Below are 17,575 nucleotides of genomic sequence, written 5' to 3' on the forward strand. Positions count from 1 at the left end.
GAGTTTGCGTGAGGCAACTCACTAGACTGGGGGGCGACGCCCGACCCTGATCCGAGGAGAGACCCCATGCGCCACGTCGCCACCGACGCCCTCGTGGACCCGCCCGTGCACCGCAGCATCACCGACTTCCTCCGGATGCAGGCGGAGCGGCCCGAGGACCCGCACCTGTACACCGTCCTGGCCTCGGACGGCCCGGCCCGCGAGGTGCGCGCGCGCGAGTTCCTCGCGGCCGTGCGCGGCGTGGCCAAGGGTCTGGTGGCGGCGGGGATCGAGCCCGGGGACCGGGTGGGCATCCTCAGCCGCACCCGCTACGAGTGGACCCTGGCCGACTTCGCCGTCTGGTACGCCGGCGCGGTGCCCGTCCCCGTCTACGACTCGTCCTCCGCCCAGCAGATCGCCTGGATCATGGGCGACTCCGACGCCAAGGCGATCTTCGTGGAGACGGAGGCGCTGGAGGACACCGTCGTGGAGGCCGCCCGGGAGACGCCGTTCGCCGCCGCCGAGCGGATCTGGCGCCTGGACGGCACCGGGACCGGCCTGGACGAGCTCGAGCGCTCGGGGGCGGGCGTGACCGACGAGGAGCTCGAGGCGCGCCGCACGTCGCGCACCCTGGAGGACATCGCCACCATCATCTACACCTCCGGCACCACCGGCCCGCCCAAGGGCTGCGAGCTGACCCACGGCAACTTCGTGCGGCTGTGCGAGAACACGGCGCTCGTGGTCTCCGACATCATCCACCCGGGCGCCCGGACCCTGCTGTTCCTGCCGCTGGCCCACGTCTTCGCCCGCTTCGTCCAGGTGATCGCCCTGTACACCGGCACCGTGCTGGCCCACACCCCGGACGTGAAGAACCTCATGGGGGACCTGGCGTCGTTCCGGCCCACGTTCATCCTCGCGGTCCCGCGCGTGTTCGAGAAGATCTACCAGAGCGCCCGGCTCAAGGCGGAGAAAGGCGGGAAGCTGAAGGCCCTGATCTTCACGCGCGCCGTCACCACCGCCGTGGCCTACTCGAAGGCCGAGCAGGCCGGGCGGGTGCTGCCCCTGCTCCGCGCCCGCCACGCGCTCTACGACCGCCTCGTCTACTCGAAGCTGCGCGAGGCCATGGGCGGCGAGGTCACGCACGCCGTCTCGGGCGGCGCCGCGCTCGGCCCGCGCCTGGGCCACTTCTTCAACGGGATCGGGGTGTACGTCGTTGAGGGCTACGGCCTCACCGAGACGACCGCCCCGATCGCGGTCAACACCCCCGAGATCGGCAAGATCGGCACGGTGGGCCTGCCCCTGCCGGGCAACGAGATCCGGATCGCCGACGACGGGGAGGTCCAGGTCCGCGGCGCCCACGTGATGCGCGGCTACCACGGGCGCGAGGACCTCACCGCCGCGGCCTTCGACGACGGCTGGTTCCGCACCGGGGACCTCGGGGAGCTCGACGAGGACGGGGCCCTGAGCATCACCGGGCGCAAGAAGGAGATCATCGTCACCGCGGGCGGCAAGAACGTGGTCCCCAACGTGCTGGAGGACCCGATCCGCGCCTCCGCCGTCGTCTCGCAGGTCATGGTCGTGGGCGACGACCGCCCGTTCGTCGCGGCGCTGATCACCCTGGACCAGGAGGTGCTCCCGGCCCGGCTCGAGCTCATGGGCCTGGACCCGGCGATGCACGTGGCCGAGGCCGCGCGCCACCCCCGGATCGTGGAGCACGTCCAGGAGATCGTCGACCAGGCCAACAAGGCGGTCTCCCGGGCCGAGGGCATCCGGGCCTTCGAGATCCTCGACGTCGACTGGACCGAGGCCTCCGGCCACCTGACCCCGTCCATGAAGATCAAGCGGGCGAAGATCGCCCAGGACTTCGGGGCGCAGATCGAGGAGATCTACTCCCGCCCCGCCCCCGAGCCCGCGGCGGCCGGGGCGGCGGAGCGGATCCGGGAGAAGCTCTCCCACGCGCACCTGCCCGGCCGCGGCGAGGGCTGACCCGCCCGGCGGCCGGTGCGGGTCACCGGCCGCCGGCGAGCGCCTCGGGCTCCAGCGGGGAGTGCTCCGGAACCTCGAGGCCGAGCAGCGCGTTCTCGACGACCTCGGTGAGCGCCGGGTGGATCCAGTACTGCCCGCGCGCCATCGTGTGGGCGTCGAGGCCGAAGGACATCGCCTGGACGATCGGCTGGATCAGCACCGACGCCTCCTCCCCCACCAGGTGGGCTCCGAGCAGCCGCCCCGTGCCCTTCTCCGCGATGAGCTTGCACAGCCCGGTGCGGTCCTCCATGGCCCACCCGTAGGCGGTGGAGCCGTAGTCCTGGACCTTGACGGTGATCTCGGTGCCGTGCTCGAGCGCCCACTCCTCCGCCTCCTCCTGGGTCATGCCCACGGAGGCGATCTGCGGGCTGGTGAACACGGCGGAGGGCACGAAGCGGTGGTCCGTGGCGCGCAGGTCGTCGGGGTGCAGTAGGTTGTGCTGGACCGTGCGGGCCTCCGCGTTGGCCACGTGCTTGAGCTGGTAGGGCGAGCTGATGTCGCCGAGCGCCCACACGCCCTCGGCCGGCACGCCCCCGGACAGGGCGCGCTGGTGCTCGTCGACGGCCAGCAGGCCGTCCTCCCGCACGTCGAGGCCGCCCGTCTGCGCGTGCAGCAGATCGGTGTTGGGCTGCCGCCCGGTGGCCACCAGCACGACGTCGGCGGGCAGGCGCAGGGTCAGCTCCGGGTCCTCGGGGTCGCGGAAGGTGACCGTCACGGCGGAGCCCTCCCCGTCGGACTCCTCGATCGCGCTCAGGGACCAGCCCATCTCGAGCTTCCACTGCCGCGACGCCTCCCGGGCGAAGCGCTCGGCGATCTCCGGGTCGTGGTAGCGCAGGAGGCGGTGGGAGCGGTTGACCTGGGTCACCCGGGAGCCCAGGCTCGAGAAGACGTGGGCGAACTCGGCGCCGATGTAGCCACCGCCCACGACCACGACCCGCCGGGGCAGCTCGTCGATGCGCATCACGGTGTCCGAGGTGTGCACCTGCGGCAGGTCGATGCCCGGGACCTCCGGCAGCACGGGGCGGGAGCCGGAGGCCACCACGATCTGGGCGGCCGTGAGCTCCTCGCCCGACGCCGTGCACAGCGTGCGGGGGCCGATGAAGTGCACGTGTTCCGTGTAGACGGTCACGTGCGGCAGGGACCGGCGGTAGTCGAGGCCCCCGGAGGAGATCGCGTCGATCCGCCCGAAGATCCGGTCGCGCATCTGCCGCCAGCGCACGTCCCGCACCTCGACGTCCACCCCGAGCCGGTCGGCCTCCACGGCGCGGCGGGCGAGGGTGGCCGGGTAGGCGTACATCTTCGTGGGGATGCAGCCCACGTTCAAGCACGTGCCGCCGAAGGTCCCGCCGTCGATGATCGCCACGTCCAGCCCGTCGTAGTCCTCGGTGAGGATGGAGTTGCCGGAGCCGGAGCCGATGATGATGAGATCGAATTCTCGCATGGCGCCCATCCTATGCGGGGCCTCGCGCGGACCCGCGGGCGGGCCTACGCTGGAGCGACCGGAACGGGTCGGCGGGGGGCGGACGATGCGGGACAGGCTCGGCGCGCTGGGCGTCGCGGGCGACGCGTGGTGGGCCGAGCACGCCGGCCCCGAGGCCCTGGCCCGACGGCAGCGGACCCGGCTGGGCGAGCTCGTGCGGCACGCCCGGGCGGGCTCGCCGTACTACCGCCGGCTGTACCGGGGCCTGCCCGCCGACGTCGCCGACCCGCGGGTGCTCCCCCCGGTCGCGAAGCGGGAGCTCATGGCGCACTTCGACGAGTGGGTGACCGACCCCGAGGTCACGCTCGCGTCCGTGCGCCGGGACGTGCTCGCCGGCCCGGTCCCGGCGGGCGCCCCCTACCTCGGCCGGTACCACGTGGTCACGAGCTCGGGGACCAGCGGCGAGCCGGTCGTGATGCTCCACGACCGGCGCTCGTGGACGGTCGCCGACGTCGTGCTGCGCGTCCGGGCCCGGCGCAGCGTGCTCCGGCCCGGGGTGGTGGGGCCCGTGCTGCACCACGGCCTGCGCGTGGGGGTGCTCGTCGCCACGGGCGGGCACTTCGCCGCGGCTGCCGCCGCCGAGGACGTGCGCCGGCGCAGCCGGTTCCTGGCCGACCGGGTCCGGGTGCTCTCGGTGCTGAGGCCCGCCGGGGAGCTCGTGGCGGAGCTCGACGCGTTGCGCCCGACGGTGCTGCTGGGCTATCCGAGCGCCCTGGCGCTGCTGGCGGTCGAGCAGGAGGCCGGCCGGCTGCGGATCGCGCCCGCGCTGGTGGCGGTCGGCGGGGAGGTCCTCACCGCGGCGGCGCGCGAGCGGATCCGGGGGGCCTTCGGCTGCCCGGTCCTCGACGAGTACGCCGCGTCCGAGGTGCCCGGGCTGGCCGTGGCCTGCCCCCGGGGGCGGCTGCACGTCAACGCCGACTGGTACCTGCTCGAGCCGGTCGACGAGCAGCACCGGCCGGTGCCCCCGGGCCGGACCTCCTCGACCGTGCTGGTGACCAACCTCGCCAACCGCGTGCAGCCCCTCATCCGCTACGACCTCGGGGACCGCGTCGAGGTCTCGGCCCGGCCGTGCCCGTGCGGCAGCCCGCTGCCCGTGGTGCGGGTCGAGGGCCGCACCGGGGAGGCGCTCCCCTTCCGCGCGGCCGGCGGGCGCGCGGTGCCGGTCCTGCCCCTCGCGCTGGGCACGGTCGTCGGGGAGACCCCCGGGGTGCGCCGGTTCCAGGCGGTCCGGACGGGCCCCGACGTGCTGGTGGTGCGGCTGGACCCGGCGCCCGGCGCCGATCCGGGCGCGGTGCGCGCGGCCGTGGACGCCCGGCTGCGCGCCTTCCTCGCGGAGCACGGACTGGGCGCGGTGCGCGTCGAGCACTCCGCCGAGCCGCCCCGGCCCGACCGGACCGGGAAGTTCCGCGAGGTGTACTCGGCGTGAGCGGGGCGGGCCCACCAGGAGGAGGGCCCGCCCCGCGCACGGCCGGGCGACGGCTCAGCCGGCGGGCTCCAGCTCCACCAGCAGGTCCCCGCCGGTGACCTGCGCGACGCCGGCCAGGGCGACCCGCTTGACGGTGCCGCCGGTGGGCGCGGTGATGGAGGCCTCCATCTTCATGGCCTCGATGGTCGCGATCTGGGCGCCGGGCTCGACGGAGTCGCCGGCGGCCACGGTCACGGTCACCGCCCCGGCGAAGGGCGCGGCGACGTGACCGGGATTGGCCGGGTCGGCCTTCTCGGTCTCGGGGACCGCCGAGGCCACCGAGGTGTCGCGGACCTCGACCATGCGGGGCTGGCCGTTGAGGGTGACCATCACGGTGCGCAGGCCCTTGTCGTCCGGGTCCGAGACGGCCTGCAGGGTCACCAGCAGGCGCACGCCCTTGCCGAGCGAGATCACGTGCTCGTGCTCGGTGGTCAGCCCGTAGAGGAAGTCCCGGGTGTGCAGCAGCGCCAGGTCGCCGTACTTGTCGCGGCTGGCCTTGAAGTCCCGGGTGGGCCCGGCGAACAGGAGCCGGTTGAGGGTGTCGCGGCGGGTCGCGGAGTCCCCGGCGAGGGCCTGGGAGTCCTCCGGGGCCAGCTCGGTGATCCCGACCTTGACGTTGCGCCCCTCCAGGGCCTTCGACCGGAAGGGCTCGGGCCAGCCCGCGGGCGGGGTGCCGAGCTCTCCGGCGAGGAAGCTGATCACCGAGTCGGGGATGTCGAACCTCTGCGGGTTCGCCTCGAACTCCGCCGGGTCCACGCCCATGCCCACGAGCTGCAGCGCCAGGTCGCCGACCACCTTGGAGGAGGGCGTGACCTTCACGAGCCGCCCGAGCATGGCGTTGGCGGCGGTGTACATGTCCTCGATGGCCTCGAAGCGCTCCCCCAGGCCCAGCGCGATGGCCTGCTGGCGGAGGTTGGACAGCTGCCCGCCCGGGATCTCGTGGCGGTAGACCCGCCCGGTGGGGGCGGTGAGCCCGGACTCGAAGGGGGAGTACATCGCCCGGATGACCTCCCAGTAGGGCTCCAGGGCCGTGGCGGCCTCAAGGGGGATGCCGGTGTCGCGGGAGGTGTTCTCCAGGGCGGCGATCAGCGCCGAGGCCGGGACCTGGGACGTGGTGCCGGCCATCGAGGCCGAGGCGACGTCCACCGCGTCCACCCCGGTCTCGATCGCGGCCATCAGGGTGGCCAGCTGGCCGCCGGCGGTGTCGTGGGTGTGCAGGTGCACGGGCAGCTCGAAGCGCTTCCGCAGCGCGGTGACCAGCGTCGCGGCCGCCGCCGGGCGCAGCAGCCCGGCCATGTCCTTGATGGCGAGCACGTGGGCGCCGGCGTCGACGCAGCGCTGGGCGAGCTCGAGGTAGTAGTCGAGGGTGTAGACGTCCTCGGCGGGGTCCAGGAGGTTGCCCGTGTAGCACAGGGCGACCTCCGCGACGGCGGTGCCCGTCTTGCGGACGGCCTCGATCGCCGGGGCCATCTGGGAGACGTCGTTGAGGGCGTCGAAGATCCGGAAGATGTCCACCCCGGTGGCGGCGGCCTCGGCCACGAACGCGTCGGTGACCTCCGTGGGGTACGGGGTGTAGCCCACCGTGTTGCGCCCGCGCAGCAGCATCTGGATCGGGATGTTGGGCATGGCCTCCCGCAGCAGGGCCAGCCGCTCCCACGGGTCCTCGCCGAGGAAGCGCAGCGCCACGTCGTAGGTGGCCCCGCCCCAGGCCTCCACCGACAGCAGCTGCGGGAGGGTGTGGGCGTAGGCCGGTGCGGCGGCGAGCAGGTCCCGGGTGCGCACCCGGGTGGCCAGCAGGGACTGGTGGGCGTCGCGGAAGGTCGTGTCCGTGACCGCGACCGCGGTCTGCTCGCGCAGCGCCCGGGCGAAGCCCTCCGGGCCGAGCTCGAGCAGCCGCTGCCGCCACCCCGCCGGCGGCTGGTGCGCCGAGGGCCCGTCGAACGGGGAGCGGAAGGGCTCCTCGACCTTGTCCCCGGGGTAGCGCGGGAGCTTGGTGCGCGGGTCGATCCCCTCCACGCGGGGGCCGTTGGGCTGGTTGACCGTCACCTCGGCCAGCCAGGTGAGGGCCTTCGTGGCCCGGTCGCCGGAGACCCGGGCCTCCAGCAGCTCCGGGCGCCGCTCGATGAAGTCGGTGGCCACGTTCCCGGCCAGGAACTCCGGGTCGGCCAGCACCGCCTGGAGGAACTGGATGTTGGTGGCGACCCCGCGGATGCGGAACTCGGCCAGCGCGCGCTGGGACCGGTGCACGGCGGTGGGGTAGTCGCGGCCGCGGCAGGTGAGCTTCACCAGCATGGAGTCGAAGTGCGGGGAGATCTCCGCCCCGGCGTAGACGGTGCCGCCGTCCAGGCGCACCCCCGCTCCGCCCGCGGAGCGGTACGCGGAGATCCGGCCCACGTCCGGGCGGAACCCGTTGGCCGGGTCCTCGGTGGTGATCCGGCACTGCAGGGCCGCGCCCCGCACACGCAGGTCCTCCTGGGCGATGTCCAGGTCGGCGAGGGTCTCCCCCGCGGCGATGCGCAGCTGGGACTGGACGAGGTCGACGTCGGTGACCTCCTCCGTGACGGTGTGCTCCACCTGGATGCGCGGGTTCATCTCGATGAACACGTGCTGACCGGCGCGCTCGCCGGCGGTGTCCACGAGGAACTCCACGGTGCCGGCGTTGACGTAGCCGAGCTCCCTGGCGAACTTCACCGCGTCCCGGTGCAGCGCCTGGCGGATGTCCTCGTCGAGGTTCGGGGCGGGGGCGATCTCCACGACCTTCTGGTGGCGGCGCTGCAGGGAGCAGTCGCGCTCGAAGAGGTGGACGATGTTGCCGGCCGCGTCGGCGAGGACCTGCACCTCGATGTGCCGGGGGCGCAGCACGGCCTGCTCGAGGAACACGGTGGGGTCCCCGAACGCGGTGTCGGCCTCGCGCATCGCCGCGGCGAGCGCCTCGGGCAGCGCCTCGGGCGTCTCCACCCGGCGCATCCCGCGCCCGCCGCCGCCGGCGACGGCCTTGACGAAGATGGGGAAGCCGATCCGGTCGGCCTCGGCCAGCAGGGCCTCCGGGTCCGCGGACGGCTCGGAGGACTCGAGGGTGGGGATCCCGGCGCGCTTGGCGGCCTTCAGCGCCGCGACCTTGTTCCCGGCCAGCTCGAGGATCTCGGCCTTGGGGCCCACGAACGTGATCCCGGCCGCCTCCGCGGCCCGGGCCAGGCCGGGGTTCTCGGACAGGAAGCCGTAGCCGGGGTAGATCGCGTCCGCGCCGGACTCCTGGGCCACCCGCACGATCTCGTCGACGTCGAGGTAGGCCCGCACCGGGTGCCCCTCCTCGCCGATCTGGTAGGCCTCGTCGGCCTTCTGGCGGTGGATCGAGTTGCGGTCCTCGTAGGGGAACACCGCCACCGTCTTGGCCCCGAGCTCGTACGCGGCGCGGAACGCGCGGATCGCGATCTCGCCTCGGTTGGCCACCAGGATCTTGGAGAACATCGACAACCGTCCCGTGCCCGGGTCCTCAGGAGGGGCCGGGCACTGAATACTCGAACGTGCAGGACCAGGAGCGCCGTGCCGGGAGCAGCACGGCGCCAGGACACGGACAGGACCAGCGTGCCCCGCCGTGAGCCGTGCCACAAGTCAACCACGCCGCAGGGCGGAGCACCGTGAACAGCGTCACACATCGGCGCACGGCGCCGTGGCGTGCTCGAGCGGGCGGGCCCGCGCCGCGCCGGGGCCCGGTGCCCGCGCCCGGCTACGATGGGCCCGGACCGTCTCCCCCCGCCGCCCGTCCCCCGGTTCCCGGCCGCAGCGGACGGCTCCCCGTGTTCCGCGAGCGAAGGGTGTCCCCCCGGTGCAGATCGTCAGCGTCAGCAGCCTCAAGGGCGGTGTCGGCAAGTCCTCCGTGACCCTCGGGATCGCCTCGGCGGCGCTGCAGGCGGGGGTGCCCACCCTCGTGGTGGATCTCGACCCGCACGGCGACGCCACGACCGGGCTGGGGGTGCACGCGCAGCGCGGCCACGACATCGGGGAGGTCCTGCGCCGGCCCCGCCGCGGCGCGCTCGAGCGCGTGCTCATGGCCTCGTCCTGGGCGGTGCAGGAGGGCCGGGACGCCAAGGCGCTCGACGTCGCCCCCGGCTCCGCCCGGTCCTCGCACCTCGACCGCTCGGAGTACCGGGACAAGGACCTGGGCCGGCTGGAGCGGGCGCTCGCCGGCGTGACGGGCTACGAGCTGGTGCTCGTGGACTGCCCGCCGACCCTCAGCGCGCTGACCCGCACGGCGTGGGCCGCGAGCGACAAGGTCCTCTCGGTCGCCGAGCCGTCCCTGTTCTCGGTGGCGGGGGCCAAGCGCACGATGACGGCGATCGCCCAGTTCGAGCAGAGCCGCACCTGGGCGGTCCCGGCCGCGGGGGTGGTGGTCAACAAGGTGCGGCACTCGTCCGTGGAGCACCGGCACCGTCTGGCGGAGCTGCAGGAGCTCTTCGGCCCGCTGCTCGTGAGCCCGGTGATCCCGGATCTTCCCGTGTGGCAGCAGGCGCAGGGGGCGGCGTGGCCGATCCACCGCTGGCCCGGGGCCGAGGCCCGGGACATCGCCGGCCGCTACACGGCGATCCTGCAGGGCCTGCTCGAGCGCACGGCCTGAACCGGGCGCGGGGTCAGCCGGCGTTCTGCCGCCGGGCGCGCCGCGCCGAGAGCTCGTCGCCGGGCAGGGGGTCCTGCCCGGGACTGCGGTCCCGGCCGGTGTGCTCGCCGGGGATCGCCGCGAGGGTCCCCTCGACCTCGCGCCACACCCGGCCCACGGCGATGCCGAACACGCCCTGCCCGCCCTGCACCAGGTCGATGACCTCGTGCGGTGAGGTGCAGGCGTAGACGCTGGCGCCGTCGCTCATCATCGTCAGCTGCGCGAGGTCCTCGATCCCCCGGGCGCGCAGCGCGGTCACGGCGGTGCGGATCTGCTGGAGGGAGACGCCGGTGTCCAGGAGGCGCTTGACGATCTTGAGCACCAAGATGTCCCGGAAGCTGTACAGCCGCTGCGTCCCGGAGCCGGCGGCGCCGCGGACGGTGGGCTCCACGAGGCCCGTGCGGGCCCAGTAGTCGAGCTGCCGGTAGGTGATGCCCGCGGCCTTGCACGCGGTGGGGCCGCGGTAGCCGACGGACTCGTCGCGGATCACGGAGTCGTCGAACAGGACGCCCTGGGTGCCGTGCGCGAGGGGACTGTCGGGCCCGGCCGTGCCGCCGGGCTGGTCACCGTTGCTCACGCCGCCTCCTCGCTCGTGGGCCGGCCCTCGCGGTGCCGGCGGTGGATCGTCTCAGCAAGGGCGTCCGGACCCCCGGGGGACCCCTCAAGTATAGGACCGCCCGCATCCTCCGGGTGCAGGGGCCGAGGCCGTCCGCCCGGTCCCGGGCGTGTCGGCCGGGCCGGGGCGGGCCCGCGGGGTGCGGCTCAGAAGTCCTCGGGGTCCACGTTGTCCAGGAAGTCCCGGAACTGCTCGACCTGCGTCTCCGGGGGCACCGACGGCTCCCCGGCGGCGGAGCGCTGCGTGGGCTCCCGCAGTTCCCCGTCCGCGCTCATCACGAGCCCGGCCTCGTCCAGGACGGTCTCCGTGCACAGGATGGGGCAGTCGGTGCGGGCCGCCAGCGCAATCGCGTCCGAGGCGCGGGAGTCGACGACCGTCCCGTCAGAGAACTCCAGGGCGGCGTGGAAGACGCCCTCGTCCACGGTGTGGATGCGCACCCGCGTGAGCGTGCGGCCGAAGGCGGTCGCCACGGACAGCACGAGGTCGTGGGTCAGCGGCCGGGGCGGGTCGATGCCCTGGACGGCGAACACGATGGACGTCGCCTCGTTGGTGCCGATCCAGATCGGCAGGTGCCGGCCCCCCTCCACCTCCTTCAGCACGACCACGGGCTGGGCCGACGGGACGTCCATCCGGACCCCGGCGATCTCCATCAGGACCTGGTGCACGGCCATCTCAGCCCTCCACCGCGGCGCGCTCCTGCAGCGCGGCGATCTCCGACCTCACGAGGGAGGTGTGGATGGTCAGGCACAGGCCCGAGATCTCCTGGGCCCGCTCGACGGCGCGGGCGCGGGAGGCGGGGTCGCGCCGGGACGTCAGGGGCGCCACGGCCCGCTCGACGAGGCCGAGCTCCCGGTCCGCGGCGGCCTTGAACGGGCGCAGGTGGCGGGGCTCCAGCCCGTGGGCGGTCAGGGCCAGGGCGGCGCCGGTGATGGCCAGGGCGTGGTCGTCGAAGGCGCCGTCCTGCTCGCGGATCAGCCCGTAGCTCACGAGCTCGCGCACGAGCGGGATCCCGGCGCCGGTCCGGGCCGCGAGCTCCCGCAGCGTGTACGTGCGGGCCGGGGAGAACGGGGGCACCGGGCCGGGGGGCGCCGGCTCGGGCACCCGCCGGTCGTCGTCGGCACGGGCGTCCCCGTCGGTGTCGAGGCGCTCCCGGATGACCTTCAGCGGGAGGTACCGGTCGCGCTGGAGCTCGAGGATGCGGCGCAGCCGGTCGATGTCGGCGCGGGAGAACTTCCGGTAGCCCGAGGCGGTGCGGGTCGGGTGCACCAGTCCCTTGTCCTCGAGGAAGCGCAGCTTCGACGCGGTGATGCCGGGGTGGTCCTCGCTGAGCTCCTTAAGCACGGCGCTGATGCCCACCCGGGGCTCGTGCTGGACGTCGTCCCGGGACGAGGTGGTCTCCGCGTGGTCGGTCATGGCTCCCTTCTACTGCTCCGACGGCTGGCGCAGCGAACGGTAGAACGTGAACCGGAACTTGCCGATCTGGACCTCGTCGCCGTTGTCGAGCACGGCGCTGTCCACGCGGTCCCCGTTGACGTAGGTGCCGTTGAGGGAGCCCGAGTCGAGGACCTCGAAGGTGTCGCCGCGGCGGACGAAGCGCGCGTGCCGGCGGGAGACGGTGACGTCGTCGAGGAAGATCTCCGAGGAGGGGTGGCGTCCGGCGGGCACCTCGTCGCGGTCGAGGAGGAAGCGGGAACCGGCCCCGGCGCTGTCGTGGGCGACGAGCAGGGCGCTGCGCGGGGGCAGCGCGGAGACCGCGGCGTTCTCCTCGGGCGAGAGCTTGTGGGAAGCGGCGCGCGAGAGGACCTCGCCCACGATCTGGATCGACGTGGTCTCCGGCTCCCCCAGGGGTGCGTTCGAGCCGTGACGGTTTTTGGACATCTCTTCCCTCGACTGGTGACGTGATGGATGACGGATCCCGTGGGATCCCGACCCCGCGACCGCCGGATCCGGCGGTGTTCCGGGCGGCGGCCGGAGCCGCCCGGATGTTGTTCAGTGTACCGGGTGGGGGCGACAGGGACGGGCGACCGGGCGGGAGTCCCGGCCGTGGCCGGGCGGTGCCGGACGGGGCCTCAGCCGAGCTGGGCGGCGTAGCCGTCCGCGTCGAGCAGCCCGGAGCGGTGGTCCTCGTCGGCGGGGCGGAGCGCGAAGAGCCACCCGTCGCCGTAGGGGGAGGAGTTGACGGCCGCCGGCTCGTCCTCGAGCCGGTCGTTGACCGCGACGACCTCCCCGGAGACCGGGGCGAAGATGTCGCTGACCGACTTCGTCGACTCGATCTCCCCCACGGCGGCGCCCGCCTCGACCGTCTCCCCCACCTCGGGCAGCTGGACGAAGACGACGTCGCCCAGCTCGCTCTGCGCGTGGTCGGTGATCCCGATGCGCACGACGCCCTCGGCGTCGGGGGCGGCGACCCACTCGTGCTCGGCCGTGTAGGACAGGTCGGCAGGGATGTTGCTCATGGGTCACTCCTGGTCGGGCGGGTGCGGACGGCTCGATTATGGCACAGGGCGCCCCGGGGACCGGGGCGCGTCAGCGCGTGGCCCACGCGTCGATCTCGGCGTGGATCGCGCGCTTGCGCCGCGGCGCGGCGAAGGACGCGTCCACGGAGTTGCGCGCCAGGGCCTCCGCCTGCTCGTCGGTCAGCCCGAGGGCCTCGCGCAGGCCCTGGAAGGTGTCGCCGACGTAGCCGCCGAAGTACGCGGGGTCGTCGGAGTTGACGGTCACGGCCAGCCCGCGCTCGAGCATCTCGAGGACCGGGTGCTCGGCGAGGGCGCCGACGACGCGCAGCCGGACGTTGGACAGCGGGCACACGGTCAGCGGGACCTGCTGGGCCACGAGCCGCTCGACGAGCGCCGGGTCGCGCAGGCACTGGATGCCGTGGTCGACGCGCTCCACGTGGAGGACGTCGAGGGCCTCCCGGACGTAGTCGGGGCCGGCCTCCTCCCCCGCGTGCGCGACGACGTGCAGCCCGGCCGCCCGAGCCCGGGCGAAGACCTCCCGGAACAGGGCGGGCGGGTGGCCCACCTCGGCCGAGTCGAGGCCGACGCCGTCGATCCGGGACAGGTCCTCGCCCAGCGACTCGAACAGCGCCAGGGCCTCCTCGGCCGGGCGGTCGCGCAGGAAGCACATCACCAGGGTGCCGGTGATCCCGTGCGCGGCCCGCCCGGCCTCGAGGCCGGCGCGGAGGCCGTCGATCACCGCACCGACCGGCACCCCGCGGGAGGCGTGGGCCTGGGGGTCGAAGAAGAGGTCGACGTGGCGCAGGCCCTGGGCCGCGGCCCGGTCGAGGTAGGCGGTGGTGAGGGCCTCGAAGTCCGGGGCGTCGCACAGCACGGCCATCGTGGCGTAGTAGAGCTCCAGGAACGAGGACAGGTCCTCGAAGTCGTAGTGGCGCCGCAGCTCCTCGACCGAGCCGAAGGGCAGCGCGACGCCGTTGCGGGCGGCGAGCTCGAAGGCGAGCTCCGGCTCCAGGGTGCCCTCGACGTGCAGGTGCAGCTCCGCCTTCGGCAGCGTGTACAGGTCCTTCACCTACGGCGCTCCTTCGCGTCCCGGTCCGGCCGGGCCCCGCCGGTGCGGCAGGACCCCGTGCAGTGTATCGCCGCACCGCGGCGGCCCGGCGGACAGCAAAAAGGACCCTGACCTGCCGGAGCAGATCAGGGTCCTCTCGGTCGGGCTGACAGGATTTGAACCTGCGACCCCTTGACCCCCAGTCAAGTGCGCTACCAAGCTGCGCCACAGCCCGATGTGCTCACCGCGTCGCCGCCCTGAGCACTCGGAACACATTACAGCAACCGGGGACGGAATTCATCTCGGGGCGCCACGGCCGCTCAGCGCTTCCGGCTGCGCTTCTCCCGCACGCGCATGGAGACCTCGATGGGGGTCCCCTCGAAGCCGAAGGTCTCCCGCAGCCGGCGGGTGATGAACCGCCGGTAGCCGGGGTCGAGGAACCCGGTGGTGAACAGCACGAACCGCGGCGGGCGCGAGGACGCCTGGGTGCCGAAGAGGATGCGGGGCTGCTTGCCGCCGCGCACGGGGTGCGGGTGGGCGGCGACGATCTCGCCTAGGAAGGCGTTGAGCCGCCCGGTCGGGATGCGGGTGTCCCACGAGGCCAGGGCGGTCTCGAGGGCGGGCACCAGCCGGTCCTTGTGCCAGCCCGTCCGCGCCGAGACGTTCACGCGCGGGGCCCAGGCCACGTGGGCGAGGTCCCGGTCGATCTCCTTCTCGAGGTAGTAGCGGCGGTCCTCGTCCACGAGGTCCCACTTGTTGAACGCCAGCACGAGCGCCCGGCCGGAGTCCACGGCCATCTGCAGGATCCGCACGTCCTGCTCGGAGAGCACCTCGTCGGCGGCCAGCAGCACCACGGCGACCTCGGCGCGCTCGAGGGCGGCCTGGGTGCGCAGGGACGCGTAGAAGTCGGCGCCCTGCTGCATGTGCACGCGGCGGCGGATGCCGGCGGTGTCGATGAACCGCCACGGCTTGCCGCCGAGCTGGATCAGCTCGTCGACGGGGTCGCGGGTGGTGCCGGCCAGGGGGTCGACGACGACGCGCTCGGACCCGGCGAGCTTGTTGAGCAGCGAGGACTTCCCGACGTTGGGCCGGCCGATGAGGGCCACGCGGCGGGGCCCGCCGGTGAGCTCCGTCTCGGCGACGGCGGAGAACTCGGGCAGCACGTCCATGACGGCGTCCAGGACGTCGGCGGCTCCGCGCCCGTGCAGCGCGGAGACCGGGCGCGGCTCCCCCATGCCGAGGGACCACAGGTAGGTGGCCTCGACCTCGAGCTGCGGGGAGTCGACCTTGTTGGCGACCAGCACGACCGGCTTCTTGACCTTGCGCAGCATTTTCACGATCGCCTCGTCGGCGGCGGTCACGCCGACCGTGGCGTCGAGGACGAGCAGCACCGCGTCGGCGTACTGCACGGCGAGCTCGGCCTGCTCGGCGACACGGGCGTTGATGCCCTTGGCGTCGTACTCCCATCCGCCGGTGTCCACGAGGGTGAAGTTGCGCCCGTTCCAGGTGGCCCGGTAGGAGACCCGGTCGCGGGTCACGCCGGGGGTGTCCTCCACGACGGCCTCGCGGCGGCCCAGGATCCGGTTGACCAGGGTGGACTTGCCGACGTTGGGCCGGCCCACGATGGCGAGCACGGGGGCGGGCCGGCGGGCCGGGGCGCTGTCCTCGCCCTCGGACCACTCGGCCAGCAGCGCCGCGTCCTCCTCGTCGAGCTCGTAGTCCTCGAGCCCGGCGCGCAGCACCTGGGCCCGCTGCTCGGCCTCGTCGTCGTCGATGGCCGCGAGCCGCTCGGCGACGTCGTCCGTGGCGCCGCCGAGGAGCTCGTCCTCGTAGGGGTCGTGGGCCGGGTCGTGCGCGGGGCTGTCGGTCATGGCTGTCCTTCGCTGGGCCGCGAGCGGCCGGTCGTGGTGCTGGGGGATGGTGCTGGGGGTGGAGGGGCCGGCCCCGGGGCCAGTCTAGGCGGGGCGCCCGGCGGCCCGGAGGACCACCTCGATCACGGCCTGGACGGTCTGCTCCACGGTGAGCTCGGAGGAGTCGACGGTGACGACGCCGTCGGCGGCCTCGGTGAAGTTCACGACGGCGGAGTCCTTGGCGTCGCGGCCCACGACCTGCTCGCGCAGCCGCTCGGCGTCCGGCGTCCCGCCGTTCTGCAGGCCGCGGCGGGCCATCCGGGCCCGCTCGTCGGCGGTGAGCAGGATCCGGGCGTCGGCGTCGGGGGCGACCACCGTGGTGATGTCCCGGCCCTCGGCCACGATCCGCCGGCCGCTGCCGGTGATCAGCGCCTGCTGGCGGGCGACCAGGATGCTGCGGGCGGCGGGGTTGGTGGCCACCGCGCTCACGGCCTCGGTCACGCGCGCGCCCCGGATCTCGGCGGCCACGTCCGCGCCGGCCACGAGGACCTGCTCCCGGTCCGGGTCCACGCCCTGCTCGAGCGGGAGGGCGCGGGCGGCCTCGACCACGGCGTCGCCGTCGGCGAGGTCCACGCCCTGGTCCAGGCACCACCAGGTGAGCGCCCGGTACATCGCGCCGGTGTCGAGGTAGGCGAGCCCGAACCGGCGGGCGACCTCCCGGGAGACGCTGGACTTCCCGGAGCCCGAGGGACCGTCGATGGCGACGACGAGGGGGCGGTCCGCGGGGGTGGGCGCCCCGGCGGCGCCGGGGCCGCCGGGCTGGGTGCCCGGCAGCGGGACCGGTGGCGTGTTGGTGCGCGTGTTCGTTCCCGAGTTCACTGGACGACCTTCCATCCGCGCTCCTGGAGCGCCTCGACGAGTTCCTTGCGGCGGTTGGGCAGCACCGAGACCTCCGCGAGGCCCACGGGCTGGCCCGGGGAGTGCTCGAGGCGCAGGTCCTCGAGGTTGACCCCGATCTCCCCGATCTCGGCGAGGAGCCGGGCGAGCTGCCCGGGCACGTCGCCCACCAGGACGGTGAGGGTCGCGAACGCCCGGGGCGCGCCGCCGTGCTTGCCCGGGATGCGGGCCTGCCCGGCGTTGCCCTCGGCGATGAGCTGGGCGATGTCCAGCCGCGCCCCCGGCGCCCGGGGCGCCTCGAGGGTGGCGATGAGCCGGTCGAGGTCCTGGCGCACCCCGTGCAGGGAGGCCACGACCGGGGCGGCGTTCGCGGCGAGGATCTGGACCCACAGGTGGGGGTCGGACGCGGCGATCCGGGTGGTGTCCCGCAGGCCCTGCCCGGCCAGCGAGAGGTGGTGCAGGGGGGTGTCCTGCAGCCGGGACGCCAGCAGCGAGGACATGACCTGCGGCAGGTGGGAGATCAGCGCGACCGTCGCGTCGTGCTCCCGGGCGTCCATGAAGGTGACGGTCGCCCCGAGGTCGACGGCGAGGTTCTTCGCCGCCGCCAGCGCGACGGGCGAGGACCGCCCCGAGTCGCACACGACCCAGGGCATGGAGGTGAACAGCTCCCCGCGGGCGGCGACCGGGCCGGACTTCTCGCGCCCGGCCATGGGGTGGGTGCCCACGTACCGGGTGAGGTCGGCCCCGCGCGCCCGCACGTCGTCGAGCACGGCCTCCTTGACGGAGGCGATGTCGACGACGACGGCGCCCGGGTGGCGCCCCAGCGCCTCGGCCACGGTCTGCCCCGCGACGTCGGGCGGGGTGGCGACGACGACGAGCGCGGGCCCGGGCACCGCACGGTCCCCCGCCGCGCGGCAGGAGCGGCCCGCGCCGATGTCCTGGGCCACGGCCTCGGCGGTGGGGGAGGCGTCCTGCAGCCAGACGTCGACGCCGAGGTGGCGCAGGCCCAGCCCGATGCTGGCGCCGAGCAGGCCGGCGCCGATCACGAGCACCGGGCCGGTGGTCGCGGCCGGGGCGGGAGGCCCGGAGGGGGGCTGGCTCACGG

14 protein-coding genes and 1 tRNA gene are annotated in these 17,575 nt (G+C 74.2%); 3 read left to right on the top strand and 12 right to left on the bottom strand.

Annotation, left to right across the window (positions count from 1 at the left end; all coding sequences use genetic code 11):
- Nucleotides 1–66 precede the first annotated feature (66 nt).
- The gene (locus tag M3185_RS10270) at nucleotides 67–1,965 is read left to right on the top strand and encodes an AMP-dependent synthetase/ligase (RefSeq protein ID WP_251333579.1); all 1,899 of its coding nucleotides are present in this window, start codon (nucleotides 67–69) and stop codon (nucleotides 1,963–1,965) included.
- A 22-nt stretch (nucleotides 1,966–1,987) separates the two neighbouring features.
- On the opposite strand, the gene M3185_RS10275 is transcribed toward M3185_RS10270, so the two are convergent.
- A complete protein-coding gene (locus tag M3185_RS10275; protein WP_251333580.1) occupies nucleotides 1,988–3,445 on the bottom strand; it encodes a mycothione reductase in 1,458 nt (485 codons plus the stop codon).
- Nucleotides 3,446–3,530: 85 nt separating this feature from the next.
- On the opposite strand from M3185_RS10275, the gene M3185_RS10280 reads away from it, so the two are divergent.
- The gene (locus tag M3185_RS10280; protein ID WP_251333581.1) at nucleotides 3,531–4,910 is read left to right on the top strand and encodes a phenylacetate--CoA ligase family protein; all 1,380 of its coding nucleotides are present in this window, start codon (nucleotides 3,531–3,533) and stop codon (nucleotides 4,908–4,910) included.
- A 54-nt stretch (nucleotides 4,911–4,964) separates the two neighbouring features.
- Here the strand turns inward: M3185_RS10280 and M3185_RS10285 are convergent, their stop codons facing one another.
- Nucleotides 4,965–8,417: a pyruvate carboxylase gene (locus M3185_RS10285; RefSeq protein WP_251333582.1), complete on the bottom strand. Its 3,453-nt coding sequence runs from the start codon at nucleotides 8,415–8,417 to the stop codon at nucleotides 4,965–4,967.
- 358 nt (nucleotides 8,418–8,775) lie between these two features.
- Here M3185_RS10285 and M3185_RS10290 point away from each other — a divergent pair, with 358 nt between their 5' ends.
- Nucleotides 8,776–9,564 carry a ParA family protein gene (locus tag M3185_RS10290; RefSeq protein ID WP_251333583.1) on the top strand — a complete coding sequence of 263 codons (789 nt, stop codon included), beginning with the start codon at nucleotides 8,776–8,778 and terminating at the stop codon, nucleotides 9,562–9,564.
- Between the two features lie 13 nt (nucleotides 9,565–9,577).
- On the opposite strand, the gene M3185_RS10295 is transcribed toward M3185_RS10290, so the two are convergent.
- The 10 genes from M3185_RS10295 to M3185_RS10340 form a co-directional block, all read right to left on the bottom strand.
- Nucleotides 9,578–10,180, bottom strand: coding sequence for a MerR family transcriptional regulator (locus M3185_RS10295; RefSeq protein WP_374238495.1), 603 nt, complete (start codon nucleotides 10,178–10,180; stop codon nucleotides 9,578–9,580).
- A gap of 185 nt (nucleotides 10,181–10,365) precedes the next feature.
- Nucleotides 10,366–10,890 carry a bifunctional nuclease family protein gene (locus tag M3185_RS10300; protein WP_251333584.1) on the bottom strand — a complete coding sequence of 175 codons (525 nt, stop codon included), beginning with the start codon at nucleotides 10,888–10,890 and terminating at the stop codon, nucleotides 10,366–10,368.
- Nucleotide 10,891: 1 nt separating this feature from the next.
- Nucleotides 10,892–11,632 (bottom strand): transcriptional regulator FtsR, encoded by a 741-nt coding sequence (gene ftsR / locus M3185_RS10305; protein WP_251333585.1) that lies wholly within the window; start codon nucleotides 11,630–11,632, stop codon nucleotides 10,892–10,894.
- 9 nt (nucleotides 11,633–11,641) lie between these two features.
- On the bottom strand, nucleotides 11,642–12,097 hold the full coding sequence (locus tag M3185_RS10310; RefSeq protein ID WP_251333586.1) for an FHA domain-containing protein: 456 nt from the start codon (nucleotides 12,095–12,097) through the stop codon (nucleotides 11,642–11,644).
- 191 nt (nucleotides 12,098–12,288) lie between these two features.
- Complete coding sequence (gene gcvH / locus M3185_RS10315) at nucleotides 12,289–12,675, bottom strand: glycine cleavage system protein GcvH (RefSeq protein ID WP_251333587.1); 387 nt, start codon at nucleotides 12,673–12,675, stop codon at nucleotides 12,289–12,291.
- Nucleotides 12,676–12,745: 70 nt separating this feature from the next.
- A complete protein-coding gene (locus M3185_RS10320; protein WP_251333588.1) occupies nucleotides 12,746–13,744 on the bottom strand; it encodes an adenosine deaminase in 999 nt (332 codons plus the stop codon).
- A 140-nt stretch (nucleotides 13,745–13,884) separates the two neighbouring features.
- Nucleotides 13,885–13,958, bottom strand: a tRNA-Pro gene (locus tag M3185_RS10325).
- Between the two features lie 85 nt (nucleotides 13,959–14,043).
- The gene (der, locus tag M3185_RS10330) at nucleotides 14,044–15,594 is read right to left on the bottom strand and encodes a ribosome biogenesis GTPase Der (protein WP_251333589.1); all 1,551 of its coding nucleotides are present in this window, start codon (nucleotides 15,592–15,594) and stop codon (nucleotides 14,044–14,046) included.
- Nucleotides 15,595–15,678: 84 nt separating this feature from the next.
- The gene (gene cmk / locus M3185_RS10335) at nucleotides 15,679–16,467 is read right to left on the bottom strand and encodes a (d)CMP kinase (protein ID WP_251333590.1); all 789 of its coding nucleotides are present in this window, start codon (nucleotides 16,465–16,467) and stop codon (nucleotides 15,679–15,681) included.
- Nucleotides 16,449–17,573 carry a prephenate dehydrogenase gene (locus M3185_RS10340; RefSeq protein WP_251333591.1) on the bottom strand — a complete coding sequence of 375 codons (1,125 nt, stop codon included), beginning with the start codon at nucleotides 17,571–17,573 and terminating at the stop codon, nucleotides 16,449–16,451. The genes cmk and M3185_RS10340 overlap by 19 nt, the downstream gene beginning before the upstream one ends.
- Nucleotides 17,574–17,575: the final 2 nt, after the last annotated feature.

It is taken from the genome of Kocuria rosea (assembly GCF_023715525.1).
GTDB lineage: Bacteria > Actinomycetota > Actinomycetes > Actinomycetales > Micrococcaceae > Kocuria > Kocuria rosea_A.